Consider the following 26,588-nt stretch of genomic DNA (forward strand, 5'->3'; position numbering starts at 1 on the left):
TAATCCACCGTATAACGCGTCGGATTAGCGCCGCGACATCCGTTACTAATGCTTACTCGAGTTCCAGCCGCAGATTAAGTGCGGCTATTTCTTTCCGCCATTGCTGCTGAAGCGCTGGTTTCTGGTGGCTTTGCTTACGCGCTAAATCCTGCGCAAGTTTCTCCTCCAGCTCAACCAGGCGTTCAAGCCAGGTTTCTGTTTCCGAATGAACCTGAACCGCCGTTGATGACTCGTCTTTATGTGACGTTGTCACAATTTCGGCATTTTCATTCGTCAGCTGCGCATACAGTCCCTCCAGCGAGTGCCATTCACTTAATTCGCCATTATCAATCAACCAGAAGCGGTTACAGCTTTTAGCGATTAATGTCCGATCGTGTGTGACCAGCAACACGCCACCGTCAAAACTCTGCAGCGTTTGGGCCAGCGCCTCTTTGCCTTCCATATCCAGGTGGTTGGTTGGCTCATCAAGAAGTAACAGCGAATAGCGCGCAAGAGTCAGTCCAACAAAGAGCAATCGGGAACGTTCGCCACCGCTCAAAGTGCTGACCGTTTGCCCATGGCGTAACCAGGCAAAACCGGCGCTGATTAACGCCATTTTGCGATCGCGCTCGGTTAACGCTGCGAAAGGCTCCAGCGCTTCGAGCAAGGTGTCACCGTCACGTAACTGATGGAGTGTCTGGTCGTAATAACCCATTTCTACACGTGGATGCAGACGGATTGAGGACTCATCTTGCGACTGCTGATAATGCTGCCACAGCAGGCGCAATAAAGATGATTTTCCGCATCCGTTCTTGCCGATTATTGCCACCCGATCACCACTTTTCAGGCGTTGCATTGGCAGCTTGAACAGTTGTGGGGAATCGGGTGCAGGGCTGACCGCCAGGTTTTCCATTTCCAGCAATCTGTCTGCCGGTAACGCTTCGCCTTTGAGTATCAACTGCCACAGGTTCGTGGCATTTAGCTCGGTTTGGCTATCCTTTAGTTTGTCGATGCGTTTTTCCATTTGCTTTGCTTTACGAGCGAGGTCTTCGTTGTCGTAGACTTTTCCCCAAATGGCCAGACGTTTCGCACTGGCCGCAATGCGATCAATTTCCTTTTGCTCGGACTGATGGCGGTGTGCATCGGTACGGTCCCGCTCTTCAAGAGCAGCGCGGGCCGCAGAGCAGGGTAGCTGGAAGAAACTGAGCCCGTGGTCGCGCAGGATCCATGTGCCGTTGGTGACGTTATCCAACAGATGTTGGTCGTGAGAAACCAATACAAAGCTGCCGTTCCAGTGACGTAAGAACTGCTCCAGCCACAGTAGTGTGGGCAAATCGAGGTGGTTGCTTGGTTCATCAAGCAGCAAGAGGTCCGGCTCGGATATCAACGCGCGCGCCAATAATAAGCGTGTGTGTTGCCCGCCGCTTAGCGTTCCGGCGGTGAGTTGCCATGCACTTTCATCAAAACCCATGTTGGCTAATAGAGCCTGTGCTCGCCAGCCATCGGTATGTTGTTGTGCATCACTCAGTCGCGCTATGACGGCTTCAAGTAAGGTGAGTGAATGTAAATCTTCAGGCAAATGCTGTTCGACACGCGCCAACAAGCAGTGATGCGCGCGCGTCACACTGCCACTGTTGGGGGCGATGGTGCCATCAAGCAATTTAAGTAGGGTGCTTTTACCACAGCCGTTGTGACCAATTAAGCCCAGGCGATCGCCTTTTTTAAGCGTAAAGGTGATGTCAGCCAGCAGAGGGCCAAAAGCGGTATCAAGACTCAGGGATTGTGCGGTTAATAATGTGCTCATTGTTGCTTACTCAAGAGTTACAGGCGCGAAAACGCCTCGTCAAATATGGCTGACGATAACCCGGTAAGCCCGAGGGAAGGGGTTGCAGTTGGTTGCTTCGCTCAAGCCGGATTATCGCAGTGCGATATCGATAACGCTTGAGCTATGACGATCACCAAAGGTATGTGAAATAAACAAAATTTCACGAAACAGCAGCATGGGTTCCTCCTTATATATTCAGTTGGTTGATGAATAAGCAAATCCTGGCAGAAAGCATGAATAATTTCCAGCTACCGATTTTTGACCTGCAACCGTTATCGTATTATTAGCGCAGAGATCAAAATTTAAATGAGTGAATGTTCGCGATGAAAGATACCGTTAAGCACGAGTTTCACCACTTTGGCATTCCGTTGCAGAATGGCAAAGAAGAAGGGTTTTCAGCGAAAAAGCTGATTGAGCGTTTCGGCACAAAATAAAGTCGTAAGGGCACAATGCAGATTTGCGGTTCGCTTTACATTGAGGCTTCTCACTCAAAGGAGGACAAACAATGAAAAGAATCGCAACTCTGGCCGCAGGTGTTTTGGTCGCAATCAGTTTTAGTGTTTCAGCCGCGCCTGCATTCAGCCTCAGCAGCACCGACATTCCAAAGGATCACCGCTTAACCGAAAACCAGGTTTTCCAGGGTTTTGGCTGTAGTGGCGGCAATATTTCCCCACAACTGGCCTGGAAGAATCCGCCAGTAGGTACAAAAAGCTATGCGATTACGGTTTATGATCCCGATGCGCCAACCGGTAGCGGGTGGTGGCACTGGACCGTAGTAAATATTCCTGCAGATATCCACGCCATCCCGACCGGTGCCGGAGATAGTGCAAAAACAGAGCTGCCCGCCGGTGCTGTTCAAGGGCGTAATGATTTTGGTTATTCCGGCTTTGGCGGCGCGTGCCCACCGGCAGGCGCAAAGCCTCATCGTTATCAGTTTACCGTCTGGGCACTGAGTACCGATAAATTGCCAATCGATAGCAATGCGAGCGGTGCGTTGGTTGGTTTTATGCTAAACAGTAACGTCATTGCGAAAGCTGAATTAACAGCATCATACGGAAGATAACAGGCGGGATAACACGGTGCAGGAATTACATTTTCAACATAAGAATCTGACGACGGCGGAAGTTTATTCCAGCCGGTTGCACCACTTGCATCGTGTTAAGCTTTTCTCGCCGGCTATTTGTCGCATTACCCAGGGAAGCAAAATCATCATTCAGGATGGTAACCGGCTGGTTGCCACGCCTGATGAGCTGATTATTATTCCGGCAAATACGGAGCTGGAGATTGTTAACCAGCCCGCGCAAGGGGTATTTCGCTCCGACTTATTGCTGCTCTGTGCGGAATTACTCACCGCGTTTAAAGCCCAGTATATTCAGGATTTCCCACAGGCCAGGCACACCTCTTTATGCGCGCCGATGAGCAGCGGGCTCTCTTTTATGTGGCAGAATTTGTTGAGTGCCGTACGCCATGATTTACCCGCGCAACTCCAGGAACACCAGGCGATGGGGCTGTTGCTGGCGCTCCATCATGACGGCCTGGCGGGGCCGCTGTTGATTGAGCGCCGTTTCAATCTCGCGGAGCAAGTGCGGCAAATTATTATGCTGTCACCAGCAAAACCCTGGACGGCGCAAGATATTGCTCGCCATCTCTCTTTGGGAACCTCAACGTTACGCAGAAGGCTGCAACAGGAGTCCTTGAGTTACCGGCAAATTATTGAAGAGGTGCGCATGTCGTATGCATTAGGGCAACTCCAGACGACGGCGCTGCCGATCGGGGAAATTGCCTCCCGAAGCGGTTATCTATCCAGTTCGCGCTTTACCGCCCGTTTCCGGCAGCACTATGGTTGCCTGCCGAAAAACGTCCGTTAGCAACCACAGGCTAGCGGACGTTTTACCCACTCAGAATGGCAATGGACGTGGCTGTGTTTGCATGGTTATCCAGCGTAATTCGGTAAACTCGTGCACCCCAGCAAGTCCGCCAAAACGCCCGTAGCCGGAATCCTTAAGGCCACCGAATGGCATCTGTGCTTCGTCATGTACCGTTGGGCTGTTGATATGGCAGATCCCGCTCTGAATACGGCTGGCAATATTCCATGCGCGTGCGTTATCACGAGAGAACACTGCTGCAGAAAGCCCCAGATCGTTGTCGTTGGCGATCGCCAGCGCTTCATCATCGCTTTTCGCACGGATAATCCCTTTTACCGGGCCGAAGGATTCTTCGTGGTAAATGCGCATTTCATTAGTGACAAAGTCCAGCACTGTAGCGGGCATTAATGTGGAGTCCGCTTTGCCACCGGCAACCAGTTTTGCCCCTTTCGCCAATGCATCATCAATCAAATCATTGCAACGGGAAACCGTCTGCACATCCACCACTGAACCCAACACGGTAGGGCCGAGGCGTGGGTCACTGCACGGCAAACTCATCGCTTTGGCGGCAAATTTTGCTACAAACTCATCGGCGATCTGTTCATCAACGATAATACGCTCGGTAGACATGCAGATTTGCCCGGAGTTGGCGAAAGCCCCGAACGCCGCGCAATTCACCGCTAAATCAATATCAGCATCATGTAAAACCAGTAACGGTGCTTTGCCACCCAGCTCCAAAACCACTGGTTTGAGATAGCGAGCACAAGTTTGCGCGATAATTCGTCCGACGTGTGTCGAACCGGTGAAATTGACGCGACGCACGGCCGGGTGGGCGATCATGGCTTCCACTACGCTTGCAGCATCTTGCGGCGCGTTGGTGATGAAATTGACCACGCCCGCCGGGAAACCAGCCTCATTGAGCGCATCGATGATCAAACCGTGCGTTGCTGGGGAGATTTCCGATCCTTTCAGCACCACACAATTACCGCAGGCCAGAGGGGTGGCGATAGCCCGCACGCCGAGAATCACCGGCGCATTCCAGGGGGCCATTCCCAGTACTACACCCGCAGGTTGGCGGATTGCCATTGCCAGGTTTCCTGGCACATCTGATGGAATAACTTCACCATTAATTTGTGTGGTAAGAGCCGCTGCTTCACGCAAAATTCCGGCCCCCAGATGCACGTTAAATTCAGCCCATTGTGCCGTTGCACCGGTTTCGGCGGCCATCGCGGCAACAAAGGCAGCTTGTTTAGCTTCCAGCGCGTCAGCGGCTTTTAAAAGCAATGCTCGCCGCTGGTTTGGCCCGGTTTGTGACCAGGTGGTAAATGCCTTTCCTGCGGCTTCGACGGCTGCACGAGCGTCATTGACACTGGCAGCAGGCGCTATTGTGGCAACCTGTTCATCTAGCGGATTACGACGTTCAAAGGTGGCCTGATTGTGTGCCGCGACGGGCATTCCATTGATAAGCATAGAAATAGAGACAGGGGACGTGTTCTGCATATGACACCTCTTTTGTTATTTAAATGTTAAGGTGTCATCGAGTGTAGTGAGGATTAAATCGTTTTCCCAGCAATTTAATATGCTTACGAATGCGACATAATCTGCGTAATCAACTCTCTAACCCATCGATGCCCGGCGTGCCCATGGCTGCGTTCGTGCCAGACCAGGCTTACGTTAAATTGCTCGGCAAGCCACGGTAATTCAGTCACCGCCAGCTGTTGCGGTTGTGCCAGCAATAAGCGACGCGGAACCAATGCCACTAAATCACTCACCGAGACGATTTGCGGTACAAACATAAAGGTTGCCGCCGACATCACCACATTTCGTTTATGCCCGAAAGTTGCGAGTGCATCGTCTATTGGCGTGGTAAAGCTGCCTCCGGAGGGTGAAACAATCACATGCTCCAGTTCAACAAATTCCTCTATGGTCAGGTTTTCTTTAAGCGCCGGATGACCTTGTCGTCCGATCAACACATAAGTTTCATCAAACAAGTGGCAGGAGCGCAGATGTGCTTTCGTCGCATCGGGTGACGCAATGGCGATATCAACTTCACCACTCGCCAGTTGCTGCTCAAATTGAAGAGGATTGTAGGGGCGTGCGGCAATACGTACGCCCGGAGCTCGTTGCCGCAGAGCGAGCACCAACGGCATAACAATGGCAGCCTGGGTGTAGTCGGTACAGCTAATCGTGACGGTGAGGTTCGCTCGTTCAGGGTAAAAATCTTTGTGGGATTGCAGCGTATGCCGCAGTTTATCAAGAGACTCGCGCACCGGGACAATCAACTCCAGCGCCTTTGCCGTCGGTGTCATTCCTCGCCGCGCAGGTATTAGTAATGGATCGTCAAACATGTCCCGCAGGCGGTTTAACTGTGCGCTGACGGCAGGTTGGCTGAGGTGCAGCCTTGCTGCGGCTTTAGTGACATTTTGCTCGGCAAGCAAGGCTTCCAGCGTCAATAGCAAGTTTAAATCCAAGCGCATGGTATCCATCTGGTGGATTCCTCAATATAAAACAATCGATTTCAGTTATCCCTTAGTTGTCCTGATAATTCAAGCCAGTCCAGAATAGTCAGGAGAAAATCATGGTATCGAACAACAAACCCATCATCACAGTAGTGGGTGCACTCAGTAAACAAGGGCGCAGCGTGGCCCGCTCTCTGCTGGAAAGCCAGCGCTATCAGGTGCGGGCATTAACCCGCCAGGTAAAATCACCGCAAGCGCAGGAGCTTGCCCGTTTGGGGGCCGAGTTAATCAACGTGCCGCTGGATTTGGGGCACAAAGATGAGTTTATTCAGGCTTTTCGAGGAGCGTATGGCGTATTTATGATGACGCCTGGGATCACTCCCGACGCGGTAAACGCCCAGACGCATGAAACAGCACTAGGCAAAGAAATTGCCGATGCCGCAGTTGAAGCGGGTGTGAAGCATCTTGTTTTCAGCAGCCTGGAAAACGTCGGGAAAATTACCGAAGGTAAAAAATGGGTGCCGCACTTTACCGATAAAGGCCGGATAGAGGAGTACATCCGCACGCTGCCTATCACCAGTTCATTCATTATGATGGCGTTTTTCTATACCAACTTGCTTGAGTACTACCAACCGCGTAAGGCCGATGACACGCTAATTTTCCCGATCTATTTGCCTGAGAATTTTCGCGCTCCTTTTGTCGACCCGCTGACGGCAACAGGCCCGGCGGTGCTGGAGATTTTTAATAACCAGGACAAATACGCTGGCTGCACTTTACCGGTGATTGGCGAAATGCTCACCCCTGCTGAGATGATCGAAACCTTTAACCGTGTAACGGGCAAAAAGGCGGTGTATAGCTCAGCGGTAACACGTGAGGAATTGCTGAACCATTTCCCGGCATTTGCGCAAATGGGTGGGTTAGTGGAAGAAGTGATCGGGATGGCCGAATATGCCGTTGAACAGGGTTATTACCGCCCGGATCGCGATCTGCTATGGAGCCGGCAGATTAACCCGCACGCGTTGACGTGGGAGCAATTTCTAAAAACTACCGGCTGGCAGGGTGATGGTCAGACTTTCGGGCTTTGAGTGAATATGTCGGATTAGCGGCAGCAATATCAACCGCTTTCACCACCCTAAACCAATAATGTCCGTAGCTGCTGGCGCTGTTGCTCACTCACACCCAACGGATGGCGATAACCGATGTTTTCCACCGCGCGGGTATAGAGCGCCACCAGCCAGTCATAGACATAGAGCGTGTTACCACGTGTAGGTTGCTCACCTAAACGCACCAGGCGGGTGCAGGCGGTCGCCTGTTTTTGTGGTGCAAACACGGGTGAGCCTTTGTTCACCCGACTTGCCGGGCGCAAAGCTGGGTCAACATGGGCATAACCCAACCAGCTAACAAAATCGCCCAATACGGCGGTTACACAGGTGATTTCCTGCGCCATGCTGCCATCACCGTGACGTAATGCCGACTCCAGCTGTTCAGGTAATTTCAGGCGATAACTGGCGGCAATCAACAACTGGCAAAGTGCCTGTAGTTGGGTGTTATCCAGCCCGGAGAGATGGGCGGCTTCGCGGCGCGTTGCCAACTGACGCAGATGATTAATCCATAACAGATGTACGACGTCGGCAAAGCTGTCGGGGCTGCGCGTTAGTGCTTCGCTGCTGTCTACTTCTGCGAACAGATCGATATCCAGATGGAAACCAGCTGGCTGTTGACGACGTAATTGCTGGTGGCTTACCCAACGTTGTTGGAACACATGGCGTTCTGGCAGCAGGCTTGCCAGTAGTTCGCCATGAAGAGCCGCGTGGGATTGCAGTGCGCGCACTAAACCTTCAGCCTGAGAACGCGCGCGTTCAGGTGTGAGGTTTTCGTCTTCAATAATATGCGTGAACAGGGCGTTGATTTCTGTATTCAGCGCGGCCTGCAACATCTCAATACGCAGTCTACGTTGTGCAGGAACCAGCGCGTCGGCCAGCCACTCCAGCAATCGGTGCATATTACGGCTATCAAGAGCTTGTAGCGTTCCCCAACGTTTACCCGGCAGACCTATAACACGTTGCACACCTTCATCCAGGTTAACGCCGCTAAAACGGGCATCGCGCGGGGTGATCGCCCAAATCAGACCCGGTGTTGTGGCATTACTGGCCTGGGTTTTATCGACCCAACGCGCCAGCATTTTACCCGCTGCATTCACTTCCCGACGCTCAGCTGCTGCATTGCAGACCACTAATTTATCGGGCTGTAGATATTGTGCGTAATCATCAAGTTGTGCGAGAGGAATATCGACCACGTCAACCTGCGCCAGGCGCGGCTGGTAGTTAAGGGAAAGCGTGATTTCAGCGCTCAACTGCTGTAAATCCTGCTGCGCAAGGCTGGTCTGTGTCCCGGTTTGTTGGTTGAGCAAAGGGCAAACCAATACGTCTGCGCTCATTTCTGGTTCATCAGGCGTGGTGGGGATCAAGAAGCCTTCTACCGGAAGCAAGAATGTATCCACCAGCAAACTGGCGGGAGCTAAAACCTGGTGGGCATAACCTAAATGATTCAACGTCTGTGCGAGATGTTGCCAGTGAGCGGTAATGGTGGCGTTATCACCCCAGAGTGGTGCCAGCAACGTGGCTTGATCGGCGCAGCTTAACCACGGCAGAAGCTCGGCCATTTGCTGCCACAGTGTGTTATCCAAATGATGTTGGCGGCGTACCAGTTGCTGATAAGTTTGTGCAATATCAGAAAATTGCAGTTGCGTCAGCCCCGGCATCGGTTGTGCCTGGCGGCGAGACTGTAACTCTTTGAGCTTTAATGCGATCACCTCAGGCTGCGCAAAACGGGTAGCACTGGTAGCGTGGTACTGGCGAATCATACGTTGCGCAAGCGTACTGGTGCTGCACAGCGTGATGAGCAATGGATAATGTTCTACAACCGGCAGTTCGCGGCGAGTAAAACGCACGGCAATACCCGGCGCATGTCCTGGGTTAATGTGCGTCAGATAATCCAGCACTTTTCCGCCGAGCATAATCTCGATACGTTGATGATTATCGCCCAGTAGCGTGGTCAATAGATGATGCTTGCCTGCGACCGAGTGGCCATATAAGCCAATAGTTAGTGGTTGCTCCGCCTGGAGATCTAGCTGGTGCTGGCGCTGTTCGAATATTGCCAGTTTATGCAGCAGTCCATCGGCTTCATTTTCCACCAGTGGCGCACTCTGGCGAGTCTGTTGTACCCAGTTCACTAAAGGGTGCAGCGTTGAGGTTTTTGGATTCATTTTTGATACACGCTCCCGCTGTCAATCCAGTAATGGCTGGCTCCGCTATAGCTTCCTGCCAGAGTATTCAATTTAAAACTGAGCTGGTTAAGTGGCACTTTACTGCCATCCTGCAACCAGGCTTCTGCCAGCACAAAAGCATCGGCTTCGCGCGTTTGTTGCAGGCGCACATTTAGCACCCCTTCACCGGCTATCTCTTTTGCCAACTGAGGTGAGTTAATCGCCAGTGTATACAGCGGTGTGGCAGGCCAGCGAGCATCGTCAAGCTGGCGGAAACCGAGACAGGCATTTCCACGTAGCGGGAAATGCAGACGCGTATCGAGCGTGGATTTCGGATCGTCAAGATCGATATCGCGATACCAGACGTTTTTATCCACCAGGGTGTTATTGCCATCGAGCATGCCCAGATAACGCACTGTGGAATACGCCTGAATGTCAGAGGCTTTGAAATTAAAGCCAGGCAGGCGCAAGTCCATCGCCAGGCTGCACAGCATGGCACCCACAGCGGCGGTTGATTTCGGGTTGCCAATACGGCCTTGTTGGCTAAATGGATACCATTCATGAGTCTGATAGTTATCTAACCAGACGATGCGGTTCACGGGTACCGGTTGTTGGTAACGCAATAATGCCTGCACGCCTGGTAAGCAGGCCGGACGCCCGGTGACCAGCAGCACATCGCAACAATAGTGGCTTATCACTTCACACAGCGCCTGAAGCGGGGCGGTCAGAGTGAATTGCCCTGCAAGTAACGCCTCTTGTAACGATGCCAGTTCAACATGTAATGGCACACTGAACAGATCAAATGCCGGGGCATCGGCAGGCAGCGCGTGCTGCACGGCCTGCTGAACATAATTAATCACGTTGTCTGTTGGGCGTTGGGCTAACAGTTCGCCAAATGTCGCTTCGAGTGTTGCGTGGCGATCGTCGGGATCGCTGTTTTCCCAATAAGAGAGCACTGCGTGCCCAAGAGGGATAAACAGTTGCAGCGCGGTTTGCTGGCGCAGCGTGCCTCGTGTATCCATGCGCCCGGACTCGCCAAACAACGTGGTCATCAGACCGGTGGTATCCACCACTCCGGCCTGGTAAATTTGCGCCTGTAATGCGGGGAGCACACAGCGCTGGATAACATCCAGCAAAATGTCATCACCGGCGACTTTAAAACCTTCGCGGAACAGGAGACGCGGAGCAATTTTCACATTGCTGCCAACACCATCATCAAGATGATACTGGGTGATAGCCATATCGGTAGTGCCCCCACCGATATCAATGGATGCGACGCGCAGCGTTTTGCCCGGCAGTTCATCGGCGGCTAATTCGCGGTCAGGGCGTGCGAGGCTTTTAAAGAAGTTACCTGTTTGCCCGGCATAGTTGACCAGCGCTTCATTATAGAGCCACACCAGTTGCCCGCAGGTGGCTTCGTCCCATTCCATCTGCACATCAGGCACCGGGACGATACTTTTCTGGAAATCACGATCGCTGGTGAAACCATCGTCTGTCGGGTGCCATTCCATCGCTTTCCACACCAGACCTACTGCTTCTTGCATCCGCTGGCGGAAGATCTCACGCTCCTGCTTTGGCATTGCCGAAGGCAGTGTCAGAATCAGATGGCGTAGCTGACGTGGTGCATTGAGATGCCCCATGCTCTGACGCGAACCGACGCTGTTAATCTGCATCAGCGCCTGAGCCAGCAGTTCGCAGAGCATCAGCGTCATTAACGAACTGCGACTGTACTGTGGCGAAAACACCGGCAGGCGGTCTTCTAAAGGTAATGAGTAGAGCGGTTGCCCGTCGTCATTCATCAGGTTCATTAAGGGATAAGCGGTTGCCAGCGGTTCACGCTGAGTTTTCACACCCATTTGGCTAAAACGCCAATCCTGGTTGGCCGGAGTTTCATCCCATAGATAACGGCGCGGGCTGGAGATACCACTTGCGCCATCGGTCCCCAAACGGGCAGAAGCCATGCTGCGAGCTTCATCGCCAACGCGGGCAATCGACGGCCAGAAAAACGCATCATCACGGCCACTTTCTACTGAGAAATGCTGTTTGCCGAATTTGGCTTCTGAGAATTCGAGACGGCTGGTAAACATCGCATCATTGATGGTTTGCGGTTCGCTGAGCGAGCGAATCTGCAACTCGGCGGTCTGGCGCAGGCCGTCGTTAGCTTCGCCGTGGTCTTCAATCAACACGCCGCAGGTGTGGGTATTGCCAACATCCAGCACCAGATCGACAGGGATCGCCGGGGCTTGCAGCGTGGCGGTGACAATTTTCACTTCTGGCACGCAAAGCTGCGAGCCAAGCATTTCGATAATATTGAGATAGTGCGCCTGGTACTCGAAGGTTTTCAGCGCGTTGCTAATTTCACGCTCTGTTCTGGATTCGTGGCGTGTGGCAAATTGCGTGAACACTTCACGCAGCCAGCCATCGACCCATGTTTGATCGATAAAATCGTTAATTTCTTCGTTGTGCCACGCAAGGGCAAAACGGGCTCCGTTACGGACATCATTTTGTGTGGGAGCCAAATGGGCCGCAGGGTTATCATCGGCCAGGATTTTTGTATCCAGTGCGATAGTAATGCGTACGGTGTTACCAGCTGAATCAGGTGTTTCAAGGCAACGAATCTGCACGCGTGCCCAGTTATCCGGGCCGCCCACAAAAGTACGTGGCGGGTTAAAACGCAAAAACGGCAGCGGCAGCCAGGTTTTATCCAGCAGTTTTAGGGAATGGCCAAGTGTAATAGTGCTTTCTGGTTTCACGACCTCAGGAGCCGAACCCTGTGTGCCTGGCAGAGTAAACTTTCCTGGCACGACATCGTAATCCAGGCGTAACAGCGGGCCGTTCGCCGTTTTACGCACAAAGCGCCCGGTATGCGGAGCATTAGGCTGTGGAGCAAGGCCGAAATCCAGGAACTGAATGCCGCTGTCTTTAATGAGCGTCACGCTCGACTTGTAAGGGTACAGAGTGGCAAACATTGATTAATCACCCACTTTTTTAAATGTCACAGGAACCACAGTGTCCTCCTCGTAGCGCCCACTGCACTGAGCGACATCGTTCTCGCCTGGTTTGCAGGATATTTCCGGCAGCGGGTAGCGTGAGCCATCGCTACAACGTGCGTTGCCACGGGTTTTGATCATCAACGTACCGGACTGCATCAGCCCTGAGAATACTTCTGCTTTGCAGACGATATTGTCGCCATGCACCAGCCGGACATTGCCTTTGTTGTTGGCAATTTGATAACGCAGCGTAGGCGGTTTGCCAGTGATGGAATCTTTAACGTTGATGGCCACACGCCAGTTGCCGTTGAGGAATTTAGTCGAACCAATTTTTAGCGAATCAGCCGGTAAAACCAGTGCGCCTTTAGGTATCTCAGCTGCTGGTGTTGTTGCAACGGCAGCAGCTTCTGGTTCCGGTGCTGGTGGTTCAACGACTGCAGCTTGAGCGACAGGCAAAGTAGAAACATGGGCCACGGGTTCTGCCTGAATGACTGCTGGAGCGATGGTCTGAGGTTTAACTTCCGCTGGTTTCTGGGCTAAAGGTTCGGCATGTGGCGCCGATACCAGATAATAAGAGAGCGGGGCGGCGATGCAGGCGATGATGGCGGCTGCAACAGGGAGCAACCAGCGTTTCGGTTTTTTCGCGACGGGTGTTTCGCGCGTAACCTCAGGCTCCGGTACTGATACCAATGTTTCGTCAATTCGAGGTACCGCAGGCGTGAGTGCTGCCACGGAGTAGAGCGGTTCATCGGGTTCGCTTAACACCACTACAGCAGCAGTTGGCGGTTCTGGCAGGAATTCAATAACCGGCTCGTGTTCTTCAGTCATGCGCAAGCAATCCAGTGGATCAGGACGGGCGCTATTGTTAAGGCTGACAAAGCCCCAAAAAGTGATGACCGGTTTACCGTCAACCAGATAAACATGTTGGCTGCCCGGAAACTGCATTGTATTGGCGAGTAACGAGCCAAAAAGCTGGATGGAGGTTTTTTCCGCCTGTTGGCAACGCTGAATCAGCGAGGCGACGTTGGCCTGGCAGTTATCGAGGTAGCGCAGCGCTTTTTTGCGTTGTTCATCACTGGCCGCAGCCCAACTAACAACGCTGCCTTCAAAGGGGGCGTACCAGTCAACACGATCGCCTTCATCGTTTGGTTGAGGTATCGCCAGGCTATCGACCACCGCTTGCTGTTTGCGTAAACGGAGTGTTTCGCGAATTTGTAGCGCTGAGTCGAATACCGTCTGCCCGTTTTCCCCAAGCGAAAGGAAATCATCTAAGCATCCGCTGCGCAATAATGTTTTTGCCACGTCATCAATCCTGCTGTTTTCGGCTCCGCATGAGCCATCTTCACGCTTTCCACTTTACTGAAACTTTGCGCAACTAAACGGCGGAAGAGACGGGTCTTTTTTCTAATTATCGGCGGATTGCACTTAAGTCTTTGGGGCGTTCGCAGGTTTTGTGCTACTGATTAAAGTCATCCCAAAACCAAAAAGGCGTTCGATCAATGTCAGAAACACTACCTTTATTGCTGGTTCAAATGGGCCATCCTCCTATTGATATTCGTGCAGCCGTTGGCGAACAACCCGACTGGTTTAAAACCGCGTTAGGTGATGTTGGCCCAATTAAAGTTGTATGCCCGTTTGAAGGTGAGCCACTGCCACCAGCAGGTACGTTTAGCGGCGCGGTGATTTCTGGTTCATGGGCGATGGTCACCGACCGTGAAGAGTGGAGTGAGCGTACGGCTAACTGGTTGCGCGAGATTATCAGCGCGGGGGTTCCGGTATTAGGTGTCTGTTATGGGCATCAACTAATGGCCTACGCGCTAGGCGGTGCGGTGGATTACCATCCGCAAGGCAGCGAGGTGGGGCAAATTACCGTTACCTTGAATGATGCCGCTCTTTATGACCCGTTACTCGAAGGTTTGCCAAACGCCTTTGATACGTTTTTAAGCCACGAGCAAAGCGTACTCACGTTACCGTCTGGTGCCGTGGTGCTTGCTGCATCCAGTCACGATCCACACCAGATTATCCGCTATTCATCTACCGCGCTTTCGGTGCAATTCCACCCGGAATTTAGTGCGTCGGTGATGAATAAAATCATTACCAGCCGCAGTGAAAGAGTGGCGATGAAAGGCAAAGACCGTGATGCGTTATTAGCCGCAGTGAGTGATACGCCATTTTCGCGTGCCATCCTACAACGGTTTGTTGCGTCATTGTAAATGGGGTTCTACGCTGAACCGCCGAATTTCGTTATCCCAGTTTCAGTGCAGTAACCAGCGTATCCTGGTCAATAATTTCATCGCTGCCCTGGAATGTATATTGTCCGTTCAGCAAAATGTGCTGCCATGCTACCGACGATATTCGGGTCAGAGCCTTAATGCCCCTGTCGTTATCTTCGGCTTCCGGTCGTTTCAGTAAACGTGATGTAATAAATTATCGTGTTGGAGATTAACCTCCAGCACTGATTGCTGATGTCCGTTTCAATATCATTTTTCCCGGTTAACTCTTTCTTACCGCTGATATTGGCGACTACGGCACGCAACTGGTGATAATATTCAACGCGGTTCGGGGAGTGATGGATAGCGATTTGGCTAAATTGTTTTCCGTTTCTCGTCCAACTGTTTACCGGACGCTTTCCCGAGGGGAAATAATAAAAAAATGGATTTAATGAAAATTAGCATGGAGTGGCTATGTATACCAACAATGAAGTCATCAGTTACCTACAAGCTAACAGGATTTCGCATTAAAACTCGATCATGCAGTTTCTGCCGTCGGTCAGCAGGTTGCAAATCAAGTTGAAACCTTAGGAAAGGGTGCTACCCGTCTGCTGTATTACACGTCCTGTTTTACCGATGAATATAATGATGTTTGCCAGCAGCAAAAGACGGAGGATCTACGCTTCAGGAATGCTGTTATTCGAATTATTCAGCATGGCGACGTTGTCTATGAAATGCTTCGGGTTTACTTTGAAGAAATATTCAAATACAAAACGAATGCCCAATTAGAGCATATTAAAAAAGCGCTTATGGCCGTAAATGTTCATATCGCGGCAAGCACCCTTAGCGGTGCGGGGTACGCTTTAGCGGTCGCTACCAGCGTCCGTATCGGATTAAATCTTAGTATGCAACTCAGTGCCCTTACGGGACGTGCAGCGGGTACGGCTGCCGGGGTTGTGGCCACGTATGGCCTGGTTCAGAAAGCAGCGGAGAGTGCTCGTCGTCTACATGTCCAATATCCAGCTTATTACTCTGCACTTTACATGCATCAACTGGAAATGATGTATTTCCTGATAGAACCAGTATTCGAGCGCGCGGGCGCACTTGAAGCGCAATCGTCGTCTGATTCATGTATAGCAAATATCATAACCCGGATGATCAGATAACCATGATTCGATCACTAAAGAAATTTTTACTGTGGCAGCTCAGGTTTTTATCATCGCTGTATGGAGCTGTAATTTTTACGATTATTTTCGCATTGCTCCAGGGATATTTTTTCCCTGATAGCCCAGTCTGGCCTATAGGCGTATTCGCCATAGTTATGATTGTTATTTTCACGCGTTACTGTAAATGGTGACAGCATTAATATCACAGTTATTTAAATCATCACTGATAAGGAAATTACATGTCTACTCCCGCTCATTTATGGCTTGAAGATGAAAATGGAGAGCCGGTTGTTGGCAGTTGTTTAATGCCACAGCGTTTGGGTTCCATCGAATTAAAATCATTTTCGCACGGTGTAACCATTCCAGTAGATCCCAGTTGGGGCAAGCTTACAGGAACGCGCGTTCATAGCCCGATCACGATAGTGAAAGAATTTGATCAGACAACACCACTCCTGTACCGCGCTGTCTGCGAAGGCCGAACTATGAAAAAGGCGACAATCAAGATGTACCGTATTCTGGAATCCGGCATCGAGGCCGAATATTTCAATATTATTCTGGAAAACGTCAAGTTCACAACAGTTGCGCCATATCTGGCTCCTAACGGTATGAGTAGCACTCACCTTGAAACGCTCGAATTGCGTTATGAGGCGATCACCTGGAAGTATACGGAAGGTAATATTATTTATCGTGATTCATGGAACGATCGCTGCTGTGCCTGACAACTAAGGAGGTCTTTAAACGGATGATGGACAGCGCTTCAAAAATCCAGATGGACTGCATTTGCCTGCATGCCCTGGATATTTTCGCTTTGCAAAATGGATGGAAAGGGTGGCTCAGGGCATTGCTAATGGAGTCATTGAGATGCCGAAAGATCACTAAAAGAAATGGACCGGAATTTCGGCGGTTCAGGCGTAGCCCCCCCTAAATGAAAATGATGGGATATTGTGCTGCTCCTGGCGTAAAAATGCACGAATATCACTATTATTGAATAACCTGAGAGCCTTTTGTTATTTGTCAGAATATAAGAGCTATGGTGTTATTGACGCTCAAAATTATAAGTTCACTTTTCATTTGGCAAGCATACAAAAGGCAAAACTATGTCGACAGGGAAAACACTTCTCGCGCTGTTGCTCAGCAGTTTCTTACCCGCCACGGCTGCATTTGCTGCAGCAAATAACACGTTAGTTTATTGCTCCGAGGCCTCACCAGAATCCTTTAACCCACAAATTGCCAGCTCCGGCCCTACGTTTGTTGCCAGTTCACAGACGCTCTATAACCGCCTGGTTGAATTTCGCCCAAGCGACAACTTACCGGTTCCGTCACTGGCTACCGCGTGGGAAATCAGCCCGGATGGTAAAACGTATACCTTTACCCTACGTAAAGGCGTGAAATTCAATAGCAATAAAGAGTTTAAGCCGACCCGCGATTTCAATGCTGATGATGTTGTTTTCTCAGTCATGCGCCAGAAAGACCCGAAAAACCCGTACCACAACGTGTCGCAGGCGACTTACGAATACTTCAATGATGTTGGGCTTGATAAGCTGATAACCGAAGTTAAAAAGATCGATGATACCCACGTTCAGTTCACCCTGAGTGAACCCAATGCGGCATTCCTCGCAGACTGGGGTATGGATTTCGCTTCCATTCTTTCAGCAGAATATGCCGATGCGATGCTAAAAGCGGGCACTCCTGAAAAGGTGGATACTGCGCCAATCGGCACAGGGCCGTATGCGCTACAGGAATATAAAGTAGATTCGCTGATTCGCTATGTGGCGAACCCAAACTACTGGAACGGTGAAGTGCCGACCAAACATTTGATCTTCTCCATTACGCCAAACGTCCAGACGCGTATGGCGAAATTGCAGAAGAACGAATGCCAGATAATTCCAGCCCCGGCTCCGGTGCAGTTTGACGCCATTAAAGCCGACAAAGACCTGACTTTGCATACGGTAGATGGCCTGAACGTCGGTTATCTGGCGTTTAACACCACCAAAAAACCTTTTGATAATGTGCTGGTACGCCAGGCGTTGAATTACGCCGTGGATAAACAAGCCATCATCAATGCGGTGTTTATGGGGTCAGGCACGGTTGCAAAATCACCGATCCCACCGGGCATGCTGGGTTTTGATAAAGATCTCAAAGATCGCTCGTACGACCCTGAAAAAGCAAAAGCACTGTTGAAGCAGGCGGGGTTAGAGAAAGGTTTTGATACCGATTTGTGGTCGATGCCAGTGCAACGCCCATACAACCCTAACTCACGCCGTATTGCTGAGATGATTCAGCATGACTGGGCTAAAGTCGGTGTGAACGCGAAAATCGTCACCTTTGAATGGGGCGAATACCTTTCTGGCATGCGTAAAGGCGAGCACTCATCTGCGTTGTTTGGTTGGATGAGCGATAACGGCGACCCGGATAACTTTGCAGACACTCTGCTTGGTTGCGGCAGTATTAAAAGTGGCTCTAACGCCGCGCGCTGGTGTGACAAACAGTACGATGCATTTACGCAGAAAGCGAAACTGATAAGCGATCCAGCTGCACGTGCCAAACTCTACGAGCAGGCGCAAGAAGTGTTCTACCAACAAGCCCCATGGATCCCACTGGCAAACGGTAAAACTTTCTATGCGACACGCAGCAATGTGACCGGTTATACCGTAAGCACAAACGGCAGCGATTTCTCGAAAGCAAAATTGAATTAATCTCGACTGACGCTTCCCGAGCTGGGGAGCGTCATATTCTGGACTCGGCAGCTACATAAACAAGGATGAAAAATGGTAATGTTCAGGCCTATGTTAAGCCATGAGTTTTTGGCTTTTGTTGAATATTTCGTTGCGGATTATGCAAATGAGATAGCCAGTAATTATCGACTTTCGCAAGCGGATGCTTTGTTACAGGCCCGCCGTGAGACAGAGTCAAGTTTCCCTGACGGTGAAAAAAGTGCCGGTCAGGTTGTGTTATGCATAACACAAACCCGCCAGGGTGAAGAGCAGCATATTGGCTATCTATGGTATAAGCCGGACGCGCAACTAAAATCTATTTACATCAATGACTTTTATCTCTTTCCAAAGTTTCGTGGCTTGGGGCTGGGGAGTGAGGCGATGAAATGCCTGGAAGGGCGGCTAATTCAGGAAGGCTATAAGCAGATCAAACTTCGGGTGGCTGCTGATAACCGCAAAGCCAGACAGGTCTATGAATCTAATGGTTTTGGTGTCACCGGTATCAATATGAATAAAATATTGGGTTCAACACCCGATACTCTTCCTGAGGATTAATGCTATGGAATCGTTTTTCTCCTCTATAGCACATTGCCGCGTTCGCTGGATGGATCTGCCCGGAACGGGAACACCACTGGTGTTTGTTCATGGCCTTGGATGTGCGGCTTCTTATGAATACCCACGCGTGGTTACCGATAAAAATTTTTCCGGAAGAAGGGCGATTCTTATCGATCTTCCTGGTTACGGATACAGTGAAAAACCAAAGGATTATCGCTATTCGATAACCGAACAGGCGCAGGTGGTTGCCGAGCTTATCTCTCATTTGAAATTAGAGAAGTTTTTTCTCTATGGCCACAGTATGGGGGGAAGCATCAGTATCGAGGCGGCGCAATTGCTCGGCGAGAGTTTGTGCGGGCTGGTGGTATCGGAACCCAATTTTCACCCTGGTGGCGGGTTCTTTAGCCAACAGATTTGTAGCAACAGTGAAGCGGATTATGTCTCAACTATTCACCATTCAATGGTTAGCGATGAAAGTGGGCCCTGGGCGGGAAGTTTATCTGTTGCGGCGCCCTGGGCCGTCTGGCGAGGCGCTGAAAGCCTGATAAACGGAAATGACTGGATTGGCGCATTTGCTGAGCTAAACAAACCGAAGGCGCTCATATTTGGTGAAAGGTCGTTACCTGACAGCGATTTCGAGCAAATCCAAACCATGAATATTTCGACTGTAGTATTGCCCGCTTGTGGGCATTCGATGTCATGGGAAAATCCTTCAGCGTTAGCCAAAGCTTTAGATGCATTTTGCCAATGCTATGAGTGAATGGTGAACAGCGGCAGTACTCCCCGGTTAATACTAGCCATAAAATCATTGATTCCTGACCTAAAAACGCTAGGGTGTCGGTACGAATTGTAAGGAGAAAAAGATGGCGCATTTAGAAGAGGTTATTGCCCGAGTAGACGCAGCGATTGCTGAAAATGTGATCGAACATATGAACGAACTGCTGATCGCGTTGAGCGACGATGCAGAATTAAGCCGTGAGGAACGTTATGCGCAACAACAGCGCTTGCGCGTCGCCATTGCGCAGAAAGGGCATCACCACAAAGCAGAAGCAGAACAACGCCGTGAAGATTTAACGAAAGGCGGCACAATTATTTAGTTCTGGGCGGGAATTTCCCGCCTTATCGTCTTTCCCCAGCTCGAATTATTTTGGGTATATCAGAATATAAGTAAATATTATGACGGATAATATTTGCACCGTCCTGAACAAATAATTTTATTACACGCTCTAAAAGAGTGCGGGGAAATATCTTACATCACCCCTGAAAGAATCTAATTATCTGAATATAATGATAATTAAAACTTTGGCACGCTAAATGCTTTATTTATCCCATCTTGTATACCAGATGGGATTCCAGTTTATGTCAGTAGCGACTTTGTCTGAATGGGTAGCCAGTTACCGCCAGCATCCGCAACAACTTGTAGCGGCATATCAGCAATTAGATGCAGATTTATCCCGTGATGATAACGCCTGGATATATATTGCGACACATGATGAAATCTATGGGCAATTAACCACAATTTTTCATGCGATTAATTCTGGTGAAAAACAAGCACTCGACTTTCCTCTATTAGGCGTTCCTTTTGCGGCGAAAGATAATATCGATGTCGCCGGAATGCCCACCAGCGCCGCATGTCCAGCTTTTACCTACACACCAGAAAAAGATGCGACGGTGATTGCTCGCCTGAAAGCGGCGGGGGCAATTGTGGTAGGCAAAACAAACCTCGACCAGTTTGCGACCGGGCTTGTCGGCACACGCTCACCGTTTGGCGCGGTGAAAAATACCTTTAACCCAGAATATGTCAGCGGTGGCTCAAGTTCTGGTTCCGCCTCCGTGGTGGCTCGCGGCCTGGTGTGTTTCTCGCTGGGTACCGACACCGCAGGTTCCGGGCGCGTCCCGGCCGGGTTTAACAACATTGTTGGCCTGAAACCGACCAAAGGCTGGATTTCCACCGCAGGCGTTGTCCCTGCATGTCGGCTGAATGACTGTGTTTCGGTGTTTGCGTTAACCGTTGAAGATGCACAAACCGTTGCCGCTGTTGCGGGTGGCTACGATCCACAAGATCCGTACTCCCGAAAGAACCCACAAACGGCTCCTGCACGTTTTAGCGAAAAAATGCGATTTGCCATTCCTGATTCGTTGGAATTTTTTGGCGACAGTGTGAGTGAAGTGGCCTTCATGAAAACATTGACCCGCCTGCAACAGCAGGGCGCAGAACTGGTGCCGATTGATTTCAGCGCATTTAACCAACTTGCCGAACAGCTGTATTACGGCGCGTGGGTGGCAGAACGCACCGTTGCCGTAGGTGAAATCTTCAAAAACCAGCCTGAAGCGATGGACCCGACCGTGCGCGGTATCGTGGCAAATGGCCTCAATTACACGGCTTGTGATGCCTGGCAGGCGGAATACACCCGCGCCGAACTGGCACAGCAAATCAATGCGCAGTTGAGCGAGTTTGACGCGCTGGTGGTGCCAACCTCACCGACCATTCATACCCTTGCTGAAATGGCGCAAGAGCCGGTGCGATACAACTCGCAGTTTGGCACTTATACCAACTTCACTAACCTTGCCGACCTTTGTGCTTTAGCTCTGCCGGGTGATTTCCGTGCAGACGGAATCCCCGCCGGGTTAACACTTATCGCCCCTGCATGGCATGACCAGGCACTGAGTCATTTTGGGGAAAGCTGGCAGCAGGCGCTGAACTTACCACTGGGGGCTACCGATAAATTTCTTCCTGCGAGCAACGCCGCAAAAACGTCTACAAACCACGTTCGTGTTGCGGTCGTTGGCGCACATCTGCGCGGTATGCCGCTTAACCACCAGCTCACCACCCGCAATGCGGTATTTATCGAAGAATCTTTTACTGCCGCCAATTACCGCCTCTACGCGCTTGCAAATACTCAGCCGCCGAAACCGGGGCTTGCACGCAGTTCCAAAGGGCAGCCGGTTGTTGTTGAACTGTGGGACATCCCGCTGGCGCGCTTTGGTGAGTTTGTGGCGGAAATCCCGGCCCCGCTGGGGATCGGCACATTGACGCTGGAAGATGGCCGGAGCGTGAAAGGGTTTATCTGCGAACCCGCAGCACTTTCTGATGCCACGGATATTACCGAGTGGGGCGGCTGGAAGGCCTGGCTTACCCGTCACCACAGCGCCTAAGGAGACGACAATGTTTAGCTCTGTATTGATAGCCAACCGCGGTGAAATTGCCGTTCGCGCAATTAAAACGCTTAAAAAAATGGGCATCGGCAGTGTTGCGGTTTATTCCGATCCTGATGCTAACGCGCAGCATGTGATTGATGCCGAGGTGGCGATTGCGTTGGGTGGCGAAAAAGCAACGGACAGTTACCTCGATATTGAGAAGATCGTTGCCGCTGCTAAAGCGAGCGGGGCTCAGGCGATATTCCCTGGCTACGGTTTTTTGTCGGAACGCGCGGAATTTGCTCAAGCCTGTGCTGATAACGGGTTGATATTTATTGGCCCCACACCTGAGCAAATTCGTGACTTTGGCCTAAAACACCGCGCGCGTGAACTGGCGTTTAAAGCTGATGTGCCGATGACGCCGGGAACGGGCCTGCTGCTGACACTGAAAGAGGCACAACTGGCGGCGGCTGAAATTGGCTATCCGGTAATGCTGAAAACCACCGCCGGTGGCGGAGGGATTGGGCTGACGCGATGTGAAGATGACGCAAGCCTGGTTGAAGCCTGGTCGAGCGTAAAACGTTTGGGTCAGCAGTTTTTCAGCGATGATGGTGTGTTTATTGAGCGTTTTGTTGACCGTGCACGTCACCTTGAAGTGCAGATTTTTGGCGATGGCAAAGGCAAAGTCGTGGCTCTCGGCGAGCGTGATTGCTCACTGCAACGCCGTAATCAGAAAGTGGTGGAAGAAACTCCGGCACCAAACTTGCCGCAAGCAACCCGTGAAGCTATTCATGCGGCAGCGGTCGCACTCGGTGAATCAGTGAATTACCGCAGCGCTGGCACCGTGGAATTTATTTACGATGCGGCGCGCGATGCGTTCTATTTTCTCGAAGTGAATACCCGTTTGCAGGTAGAGCACCCGGTAACGGAGATGGTCACCGGGCTTGATCTGATTGAATGCATGATTAATGTCGCCGCAGACGTCACGCTTGACTGGCAACGTATGGCGCAGCCGCCAAAAGGTGCATCCATTGAAGTACGCATTTATGCCGAAGATGCGCTGAAAAACTTCCAGCCAAGCCCTGGCGTGTTGACCGATGTTTTCTTCCCGGATGGTGTGCGTGTCGATGGTTGGGTCAGTACCGGCAGTGAAGTCAGCGCGTTCTACGATCCGATGATCGCCAAAGTGATCGTCCACGGTGACGATCGTCAGCAGGCGTTAAGTAAACTGAACACGGCGCTGGCAGCTACCCGTTTACATGGTATTGCGACCAATCTCGATTACCTGCGTCAAATTGTACAACTGGCGGAATTTAAAGCTGGGGTGATGTGGACGCGCCTGCTGGATGACGTGGTTTACCAGGCTCATGCCATTGAAGTGCTGGAACCAGGCACCTGGAGCAGCGTGCAAGACAGCCCTGGCCGCCTCGGTTACTGGGACATTGGTGTGCCACCGTCCGGCCCGATGGATGATTTTGCTTTTCGACTAGCCAACCGCATTGTCGGTAACCATCCGTCTGCCGCAGGTCTTGAATTTACCCTGCAGGGGCCGACGCTGCGCTTCCACAGTGCGGCGACCATCGCGTTAACGGGTGCTGATTGCCCGGCAACGCTTGATGATCAAGAGATCCCATACTGGCAGCCGGTGATTGTTAAAGCCGGGCAGACGCTAAAACTGGGCCGCGCCACTTCCGGTTGCCGCACTTATCTGGCAGTACGTAATGGTTTTGACGTGCCGGTCTATCTCGGTAGCCGTTCGACCTTTGCCCTTGGGCAGTTTGGCGGCCATGCCGGGCGCACCTTACGCGTAGCGGATGTGCTGGCGATTTCCCAACCGTGTTTACCGGCCTGTACCACACCTGCACCGATTTCGTTGCCACAAACCCCGGAACCGGCAGTGATTCCACAATACAGCGATGTGTGGGAAATCGGTGTGTTGTACGGGCCACATGGCGCACCTGATTTCTTCACGCCTGAGTCCATGCAGACATTCTTTGAAAGCGAGTGGCAGGTTCACTACAACTCGAACCGCCTCGGGGTGCGTTTGGTCGGCCCTAAGCCCGAGTGGACGAGGGCTGACGGCGGTGAAGCGGGTTTGCACCCTTCCAACGTGCACGATTGCGAATATGCCATTGGCGCGGTGAACTTTACCGGTGACTTCCCGGTCATCCTGACACGTGATGGCCCAAGCCTGGGCGGGTTTGTCTGCCCGGTGACCATTGCTAAAGCGGAACTGTGGAAAGTCGGGCAGGTGAAACCAGGCGACCGCATTCGATTCCATGCGATTACCTTTGAACACGCTCAGTCGCTGGAAATTGCCCAGGATGTGGCGGTAACTAATCTGCTGCATGTATTAACGCTGCCGGACTTACATCCGTCGATTACGCCGACGACCACCTCAAGTGCGGCGATCCTCGCAGAACTGGCGGCGCAAGGGGATTTACCCGCCGTGGTTTACCGCCAGGCGGGCGACAACTATGTGCTGATTGAATACGGCGACAACGTATTGGATCTGGCTTTACGCCTGCGTATTTATCTGCTGATGAAAGCCATCAAGCAAAGTGGGATGTCGGGAATAGAGGAGCTTTCACCGGGCGTACGTTCGCTACAGGTGCGTTACGACAGCCAGCATATTTCCCAGTCGCAATTACTCACTTTGCTGCTTGGCCTGGAAAAACAGCTCGGTGATGTCAGCAAACTCAAAATTCCGTCACGCATTGTGCATCTGCCAATGGCTTTTGAAGACAGTGCGACACTTGCTGCGGTTGAACGTTACAAAGAAACCGTACGCGCTGATGCGCCATGGCTGCCGAACAACGTTGATTTTATTCAGCGCACAAATGGCCTCGCACACCGCGACGAAGTGAAACAGATCATCTTCGACGCAAGCTACCTGATTCTCGGCCTTGGGGATGTGTACCTCGGTGCACCATGCGCTGTGCCGCTCGACCCACGTCACCGCCTGCTTAGCTCGAAATACAATCCCGCCCGTACATGGACTGCCGAAGGCACCGTTGGAATCGGCGGCATGTATATGTGCATCTACGGCATGGATTCACCCGGTGGATATCAGCTTGTCGGGCGTACGCTACCTATCTGGAACAAATTCCTTAAGAACGAACAGTTTGGTGATGAGCCATGGTTGCTGAAGTTCTTTGACCAGGTACGTTTCTATCCGGTTAGCGAAGACGAACTGACTGACTTTCGCGCTGCGTTCCGTGAAGGGCGTGCCCAGGTGCGTGTTGAAGAGGTTGAGTTCGATTTTGCCGCTTACACACTATTCCTCGCCGATAACGCCGATGACATAGCTGATTTCCGCACTCGCCAGCAGCAGGCGTTTGCGCTTGAGGTAGCGAACTGGAAAGAGCAAGAAAGTGCCGCCGTCGAGAGCGCGATGTCAGCGCAACTCGAGGTTGTTGAAGATCAGCCAGGCCAACTGGTGAGTGCGGATCTTAACGGCAATATCTGGAAGATCCTCGTGGAGCCAGGGCAGGTTGTGAAGCAGGGCGAGCCGCTGATTGTGGTGGAAGCGATGAAAATGGAGTTGATGGTCGCAGCACCTTGCGATGGCACTGTGCTGCGCGTCAGCTGCCAGCAGGGCCGCCCCGTGGGGCCAGGGGATGCGCTGCTTTGGCTGGATGCGGTGTGATTTTATGGCGGATGGCGCGTTGCTTATCCACCCTACGAACGGAGCCATCCGCCGCGAGGTAAACATGCATAACACGAAAAAACCAGCGGGTATCGCCGAACGCATCTATCGCCAGCTCAAGCAGGAAATCTTTGATTTTCAGTTACTGCCCGGTGACAGATTCAGTGAAAACGACATCGCGGTGCGTATGGCGGCGAGTCGTACGCCGGTGCGCCAGGCGCTGTACGCGCTGGAGCAGGAAGGCTATGTCGAGGTGCAGCCTCGCAGTGGCTGGCAGATCAATGCGGTGGATTTCGACCATCTGGAATCGCTCTACGATCTGCGCATTGTGCTGGAGCTGGAAGCCGTAAAACGGCTATGTGCGCTGCCCGCAGAAGTGCTGCCGCTACCACTTCAGTCTCTCAAGCAATTCTGGATTGATGCACCGCAACTGGCCGATGGTGCGGAAGTCGCCAGCCACGATGAGGTGTTCCATATGACGCTGGTGGAGGCGACAGGAAACCCGGAAATGGCGCGGGTGCACCGGGATATTACAGAAAAAATTCGTATTGTGCGGCGGCTGGACTTCACCCAGCGGCCGCGCGTGAGTGCCACTTACCACGAGCATGGGCTGATTTTGCTCGCCATTTTGAACCGACAGCTTCAGGAGGCGCAAAGCCGTTTACACGACCACATAGCCGCAAGTCAGAAAGAGGTTCGTCAGATTACCCTCCACATGCTTCATCAGGCGAAGCGTGGAGCTATTCGCTAGTACACACAGCTAATTTTTGGAG

The 26,588-nt window shown here is 51.6% G+C and carries 18 protein-coding genes and 3 pseudogenes; 14 read left to right on the forward strand and 7 right to left on the reverse strand.

The annotated features are described in order from the left end of the window. Positions 1 to 52: 52 nt before the first annotated feature. Positions 53 to 1,783, reverse strand: coding sequence for an ABC-F family ATP-binding cassette domain-containing protein (locus M979_RS06120; protein WP_064554123.1), 1,731 nt, complete (start codon positions 1,781 to 1,783; stop codon positions 53 to 55). 526 nt (positions 1,784 to 2,309) lie between these two features. On the opposite strand from M979_RS06120, the gene M979_RS06125 reads away from it, so the two are divergent. Beyond that, positions 2,310 to 2,867, forward strand: a complete 558-nt coding sequence (locus M979_RS06125) for a kinase inhibitor (RefSeq protein ID WP_064554124.1) — start codon at positions 2,310 to 2,312, stop codon at positions 2,865 to 2,867. Positions 2,868 to 2,883: 16 nt separating this feature from the next. Then, positions 2,884 to 3,672 carry an AraC family transcriptional regulator gene (locus tag M979_RS06130; protein ID WP_064554125.1) on the forward strand — a complete coding sequence of 263 codons (789 nt, stop codon included), beginning with the start codon at positions 2,884 to 2,886 and terminating at the stop codon, positions 3,670 to 3,672. A gap of 30 nt (positions 3,673 to 3,702) precedes the next feature. Here M979_RS06130 and M979_RS06135 read toward each other — a convergent pair whose 3' ends face one another. Together M979_RS06135 and M979_RS06140 are read right to left on the reverse strand one after the other, a co-directional pair. Next, the gene (locus M979_RS06135; protein ID WP_064554126.1) at positions 3,703 to 5,169 is read right to left on the reverse strand and encodes an aldehyde dehydrogenase; all 1,467 of its coding nucleotides are present in this window, start codon (positions 5,167 to 5,169) and stop codon (positions 3,703 to 3,705) included. Positions 5,170 to 5,252: 83 nt separating this feature from the next. Continuing rightward, positions 5,253 to 6,155: a LysR family transcriptional regulator gene (locus M979_RS06140; protein ID WP_064554127.1), complete on the reverse strand. Its 903-nt coding sequence runs from the start codon at positions 6,153 to 6,155 to the stop codon at positions 5,253 to 5,255. 92 nt (positions 6,156 to 6,247) lie between these two features. On the opposite strand from M979_RS06140, the gene M979_RS06145 reads away from it, so the two are divergent. Next, the gene (locus M979_RS06145) at positions 6,248 to 7,213 is read left to right on the forward strand and encodes an NmrA/HSCARG family protein (RefSeq protein ID WP_064554128.1); all 966 of its coding nucleotides are present in this window, start codon (positions 6,248 to 6,250) and stop codon (positions 7,211 to 7,213) included. Between the two features lie 47 nt (positions 7,214 to 7,260). On the opposite strand, the gene M979_RS06150 is transcribed toward M979_RS06145, so the two are convergent. The 3 genes from M979_RS06150 to M979_RS06160 are packed head-to-tail and all read right to left on the reverse strand — an operon-like array spanning position 7,261 to position 13,685. Then, entirely contained in the window at positions 7,261 to 9,393 is a 2,133-nt protein-coding gene (locus M979_RS06150; RefSeq protein WP_064554129.1) for a virulence factor SrfC family protein, read from the reverse strand. Beyond that, complete coding sequence (locus M979_RS06155; RefSeq protein WP_064554130.1) at positions 9,390 to 12,362, reverse strand: virulence factor SrfB; 2,973 nt, start codon at positions 12,360 to 12,362, stop codon at positions 9,390 to 9,392. The genes M979_RS06150 and M979_RS06155 overlap by 4 nt, the downstream gene beginning before the upstream one ends. A 3-nt stretch (positions 12,363 to 12,365) precedes the next feature. Beyond that, the gene (locus M979_RS06160; protein ID WP_064554131.1) at positions 12,366 to 13,685 is read right to left on the reverse strand and encodes an SrfA family protein; all 1,320 of its coding nucleotides are present in this window, start codon (positions 13,683 to 13,685) and stop codon (positions 12,366 to 12,368) included. 197 nt (positions 13,686 to 13,882) lie between these two features. On the opposite strand from M979_RS06160, the gene M979_RS06165 reads away from it, so the two are divergent. Further along, the gene (locus M979_RS06165) at positions 13,883 to 14,596 is read left to right on the forward strand and encodes a glutamine amidotransferase (RefSeq protein ID WP_064554132.1); all 714 of its coding nucleotides are present in this window, start codon (positions 13,883 to 13,885) and stop codon (positions 14,594 to 14,596) included. 31 nt (positions 14,597 to 14,627) lie between these two features. Here M979_RS06165 and M979_RS23955 read toward each other — a convergent pair. Further along, positions 14,628 to 14,958: pseudogene (locus M979_RS23955) on the reverse strand (Tn3 family transposase); the annotation flags it as partial. 109 nt (positions 14,959 to 15,067) lie between these two features. On the opposite strand from M979_RS23955, the pseudogene M979_RS23730 reads away from it, so the two are divergent. The 10 genes and pseudogenes from M979_RS23730 (at position 15,068) to M979_RS06215 (ending at position 26,566) form a co-directional block, all read left to right on the forward strand. Next, positions 15,068 to 15,759, forward strand: a pseudogene (locus tag M979_RS23730) (hypothetical protein). Positions 15,760 to 15,998: 239 nt separating this feature from the next. Continuing rightward, a complete protein-coding gene (locus M979_RS06180) occupies positions 15,999 to 16,478 on the forward strand; it encodes an Hcp family type VI secretion system effector (RefSeq protein ID WP_064554133.1) in 480 nt (159 codons plus the stop codon). Positions 16,479 to 16,492: 14 nt separating this feature from the next. Continuing rightward, positions 16,493 to 16,638 (forward strand): annotated as a pseudogene (locus M979_RS24005) (arylsulfatase); the annotation flags it as partial. A gap of 218 nt (positions 16,639 to 16,856) precedes the next feature. Next, a complete protein-coding gene (locus M979_RS06185) occupies positions 16,857 to 18,455 on the forward strand; it encodes an ABC transporter substrate-binding protein (RefSeq protein ID WP_064554134.1) in 1,599 nt (532 codons plus the stop codon). Positions 18,456 to 18,527: 72 nt separating this feature from the next. Further along, a complete protein-coding gene (locus M979_RS06190) occupies positions 18,528 to 19,028 on the forward strand; it encodes a GNAT family N-acetyltransferase (protein WP_064554135.1) in 501 nt (166 codons plus the stop codon). A 4-nt stretch (positions 19,029 to 19,032) separates the two neighbouring features. Then, a complete protein-coding gene (locus tag M979_RS06195; RefSeq protein ID WP_064554136.1) occupies positions 19,033 to 19,788 on the forward strand; it encodes an alpha/beta fold hydrolase in 756 nt (251 codons plus the stop codon). Positions 19,789 to 19,891: 103 nt separating this feature from the next. Then, positions 19,892 to 20,125 carry a DUF2526 family protein gene (locus tag M979_RS06200; RefSeq protein WP_064554137.1) on the forward strand — a complete coding sequence of 78 codons (234 nt, stop codon included), beginning with the start codon at positions 19,892 to 19,894 and terminating at the stop codon, positions 20,123 to 20,125. A gap of 262 nt (positions 20,126 to 20,387) precedes the next feature. Further along, positions 20,388 to 22,184: an allophanate hydrolase gene (atzF, locus tag M979_RS06205; RefSeq protein ID WP_064554138.1), complete on the forward strand. Its 1,797-nt coding sequence runs from the start codon at positions 20,388 to 20,390 to the stop codon at positions 22,182 to 22,184. A 10-nt stretch (positions 22,185 to 22,194) separates the two neighbouring features. Then, positions 22,195 to 25,815: an urea carboxylase gene (gene uca, locus M979_RS06210; protein WP_064554139.1), complete on the forward strand. Its 3,621-nt coding sequence runs from the start codon at positions 22,195 to 22,197 to the stop codon at positions 25,813 to 25,815. A 64-nt stretch (positions 25,816 to 25,879) separates the two neighbouring features. After that, on the forward strand, positions 25,880 to 26,566 hold the full coding sequence (locus M979_RS06215) for a GntR family transcriptional regulator (protein WP_034457096.1): 687 nt from the start codon (positions 25,880 to 25,882) through the stop codon (positions 26,564 to 26,566). The last annotated feature ends 22 nt before the right edge of the window (positions 26,567 to 26,588 follow it).

The organism is Buttiauxella noackiae ATCC 51607, assembly GCF_001654865.1.
Taxonomy (GTDB): domain Bacteria; phylum Pseudomonadota; class Gammaproteobacteria; order Enterobacterales; family Enterobacteriaceae; genus Buttiauxella; species Buttiauxella noackiae.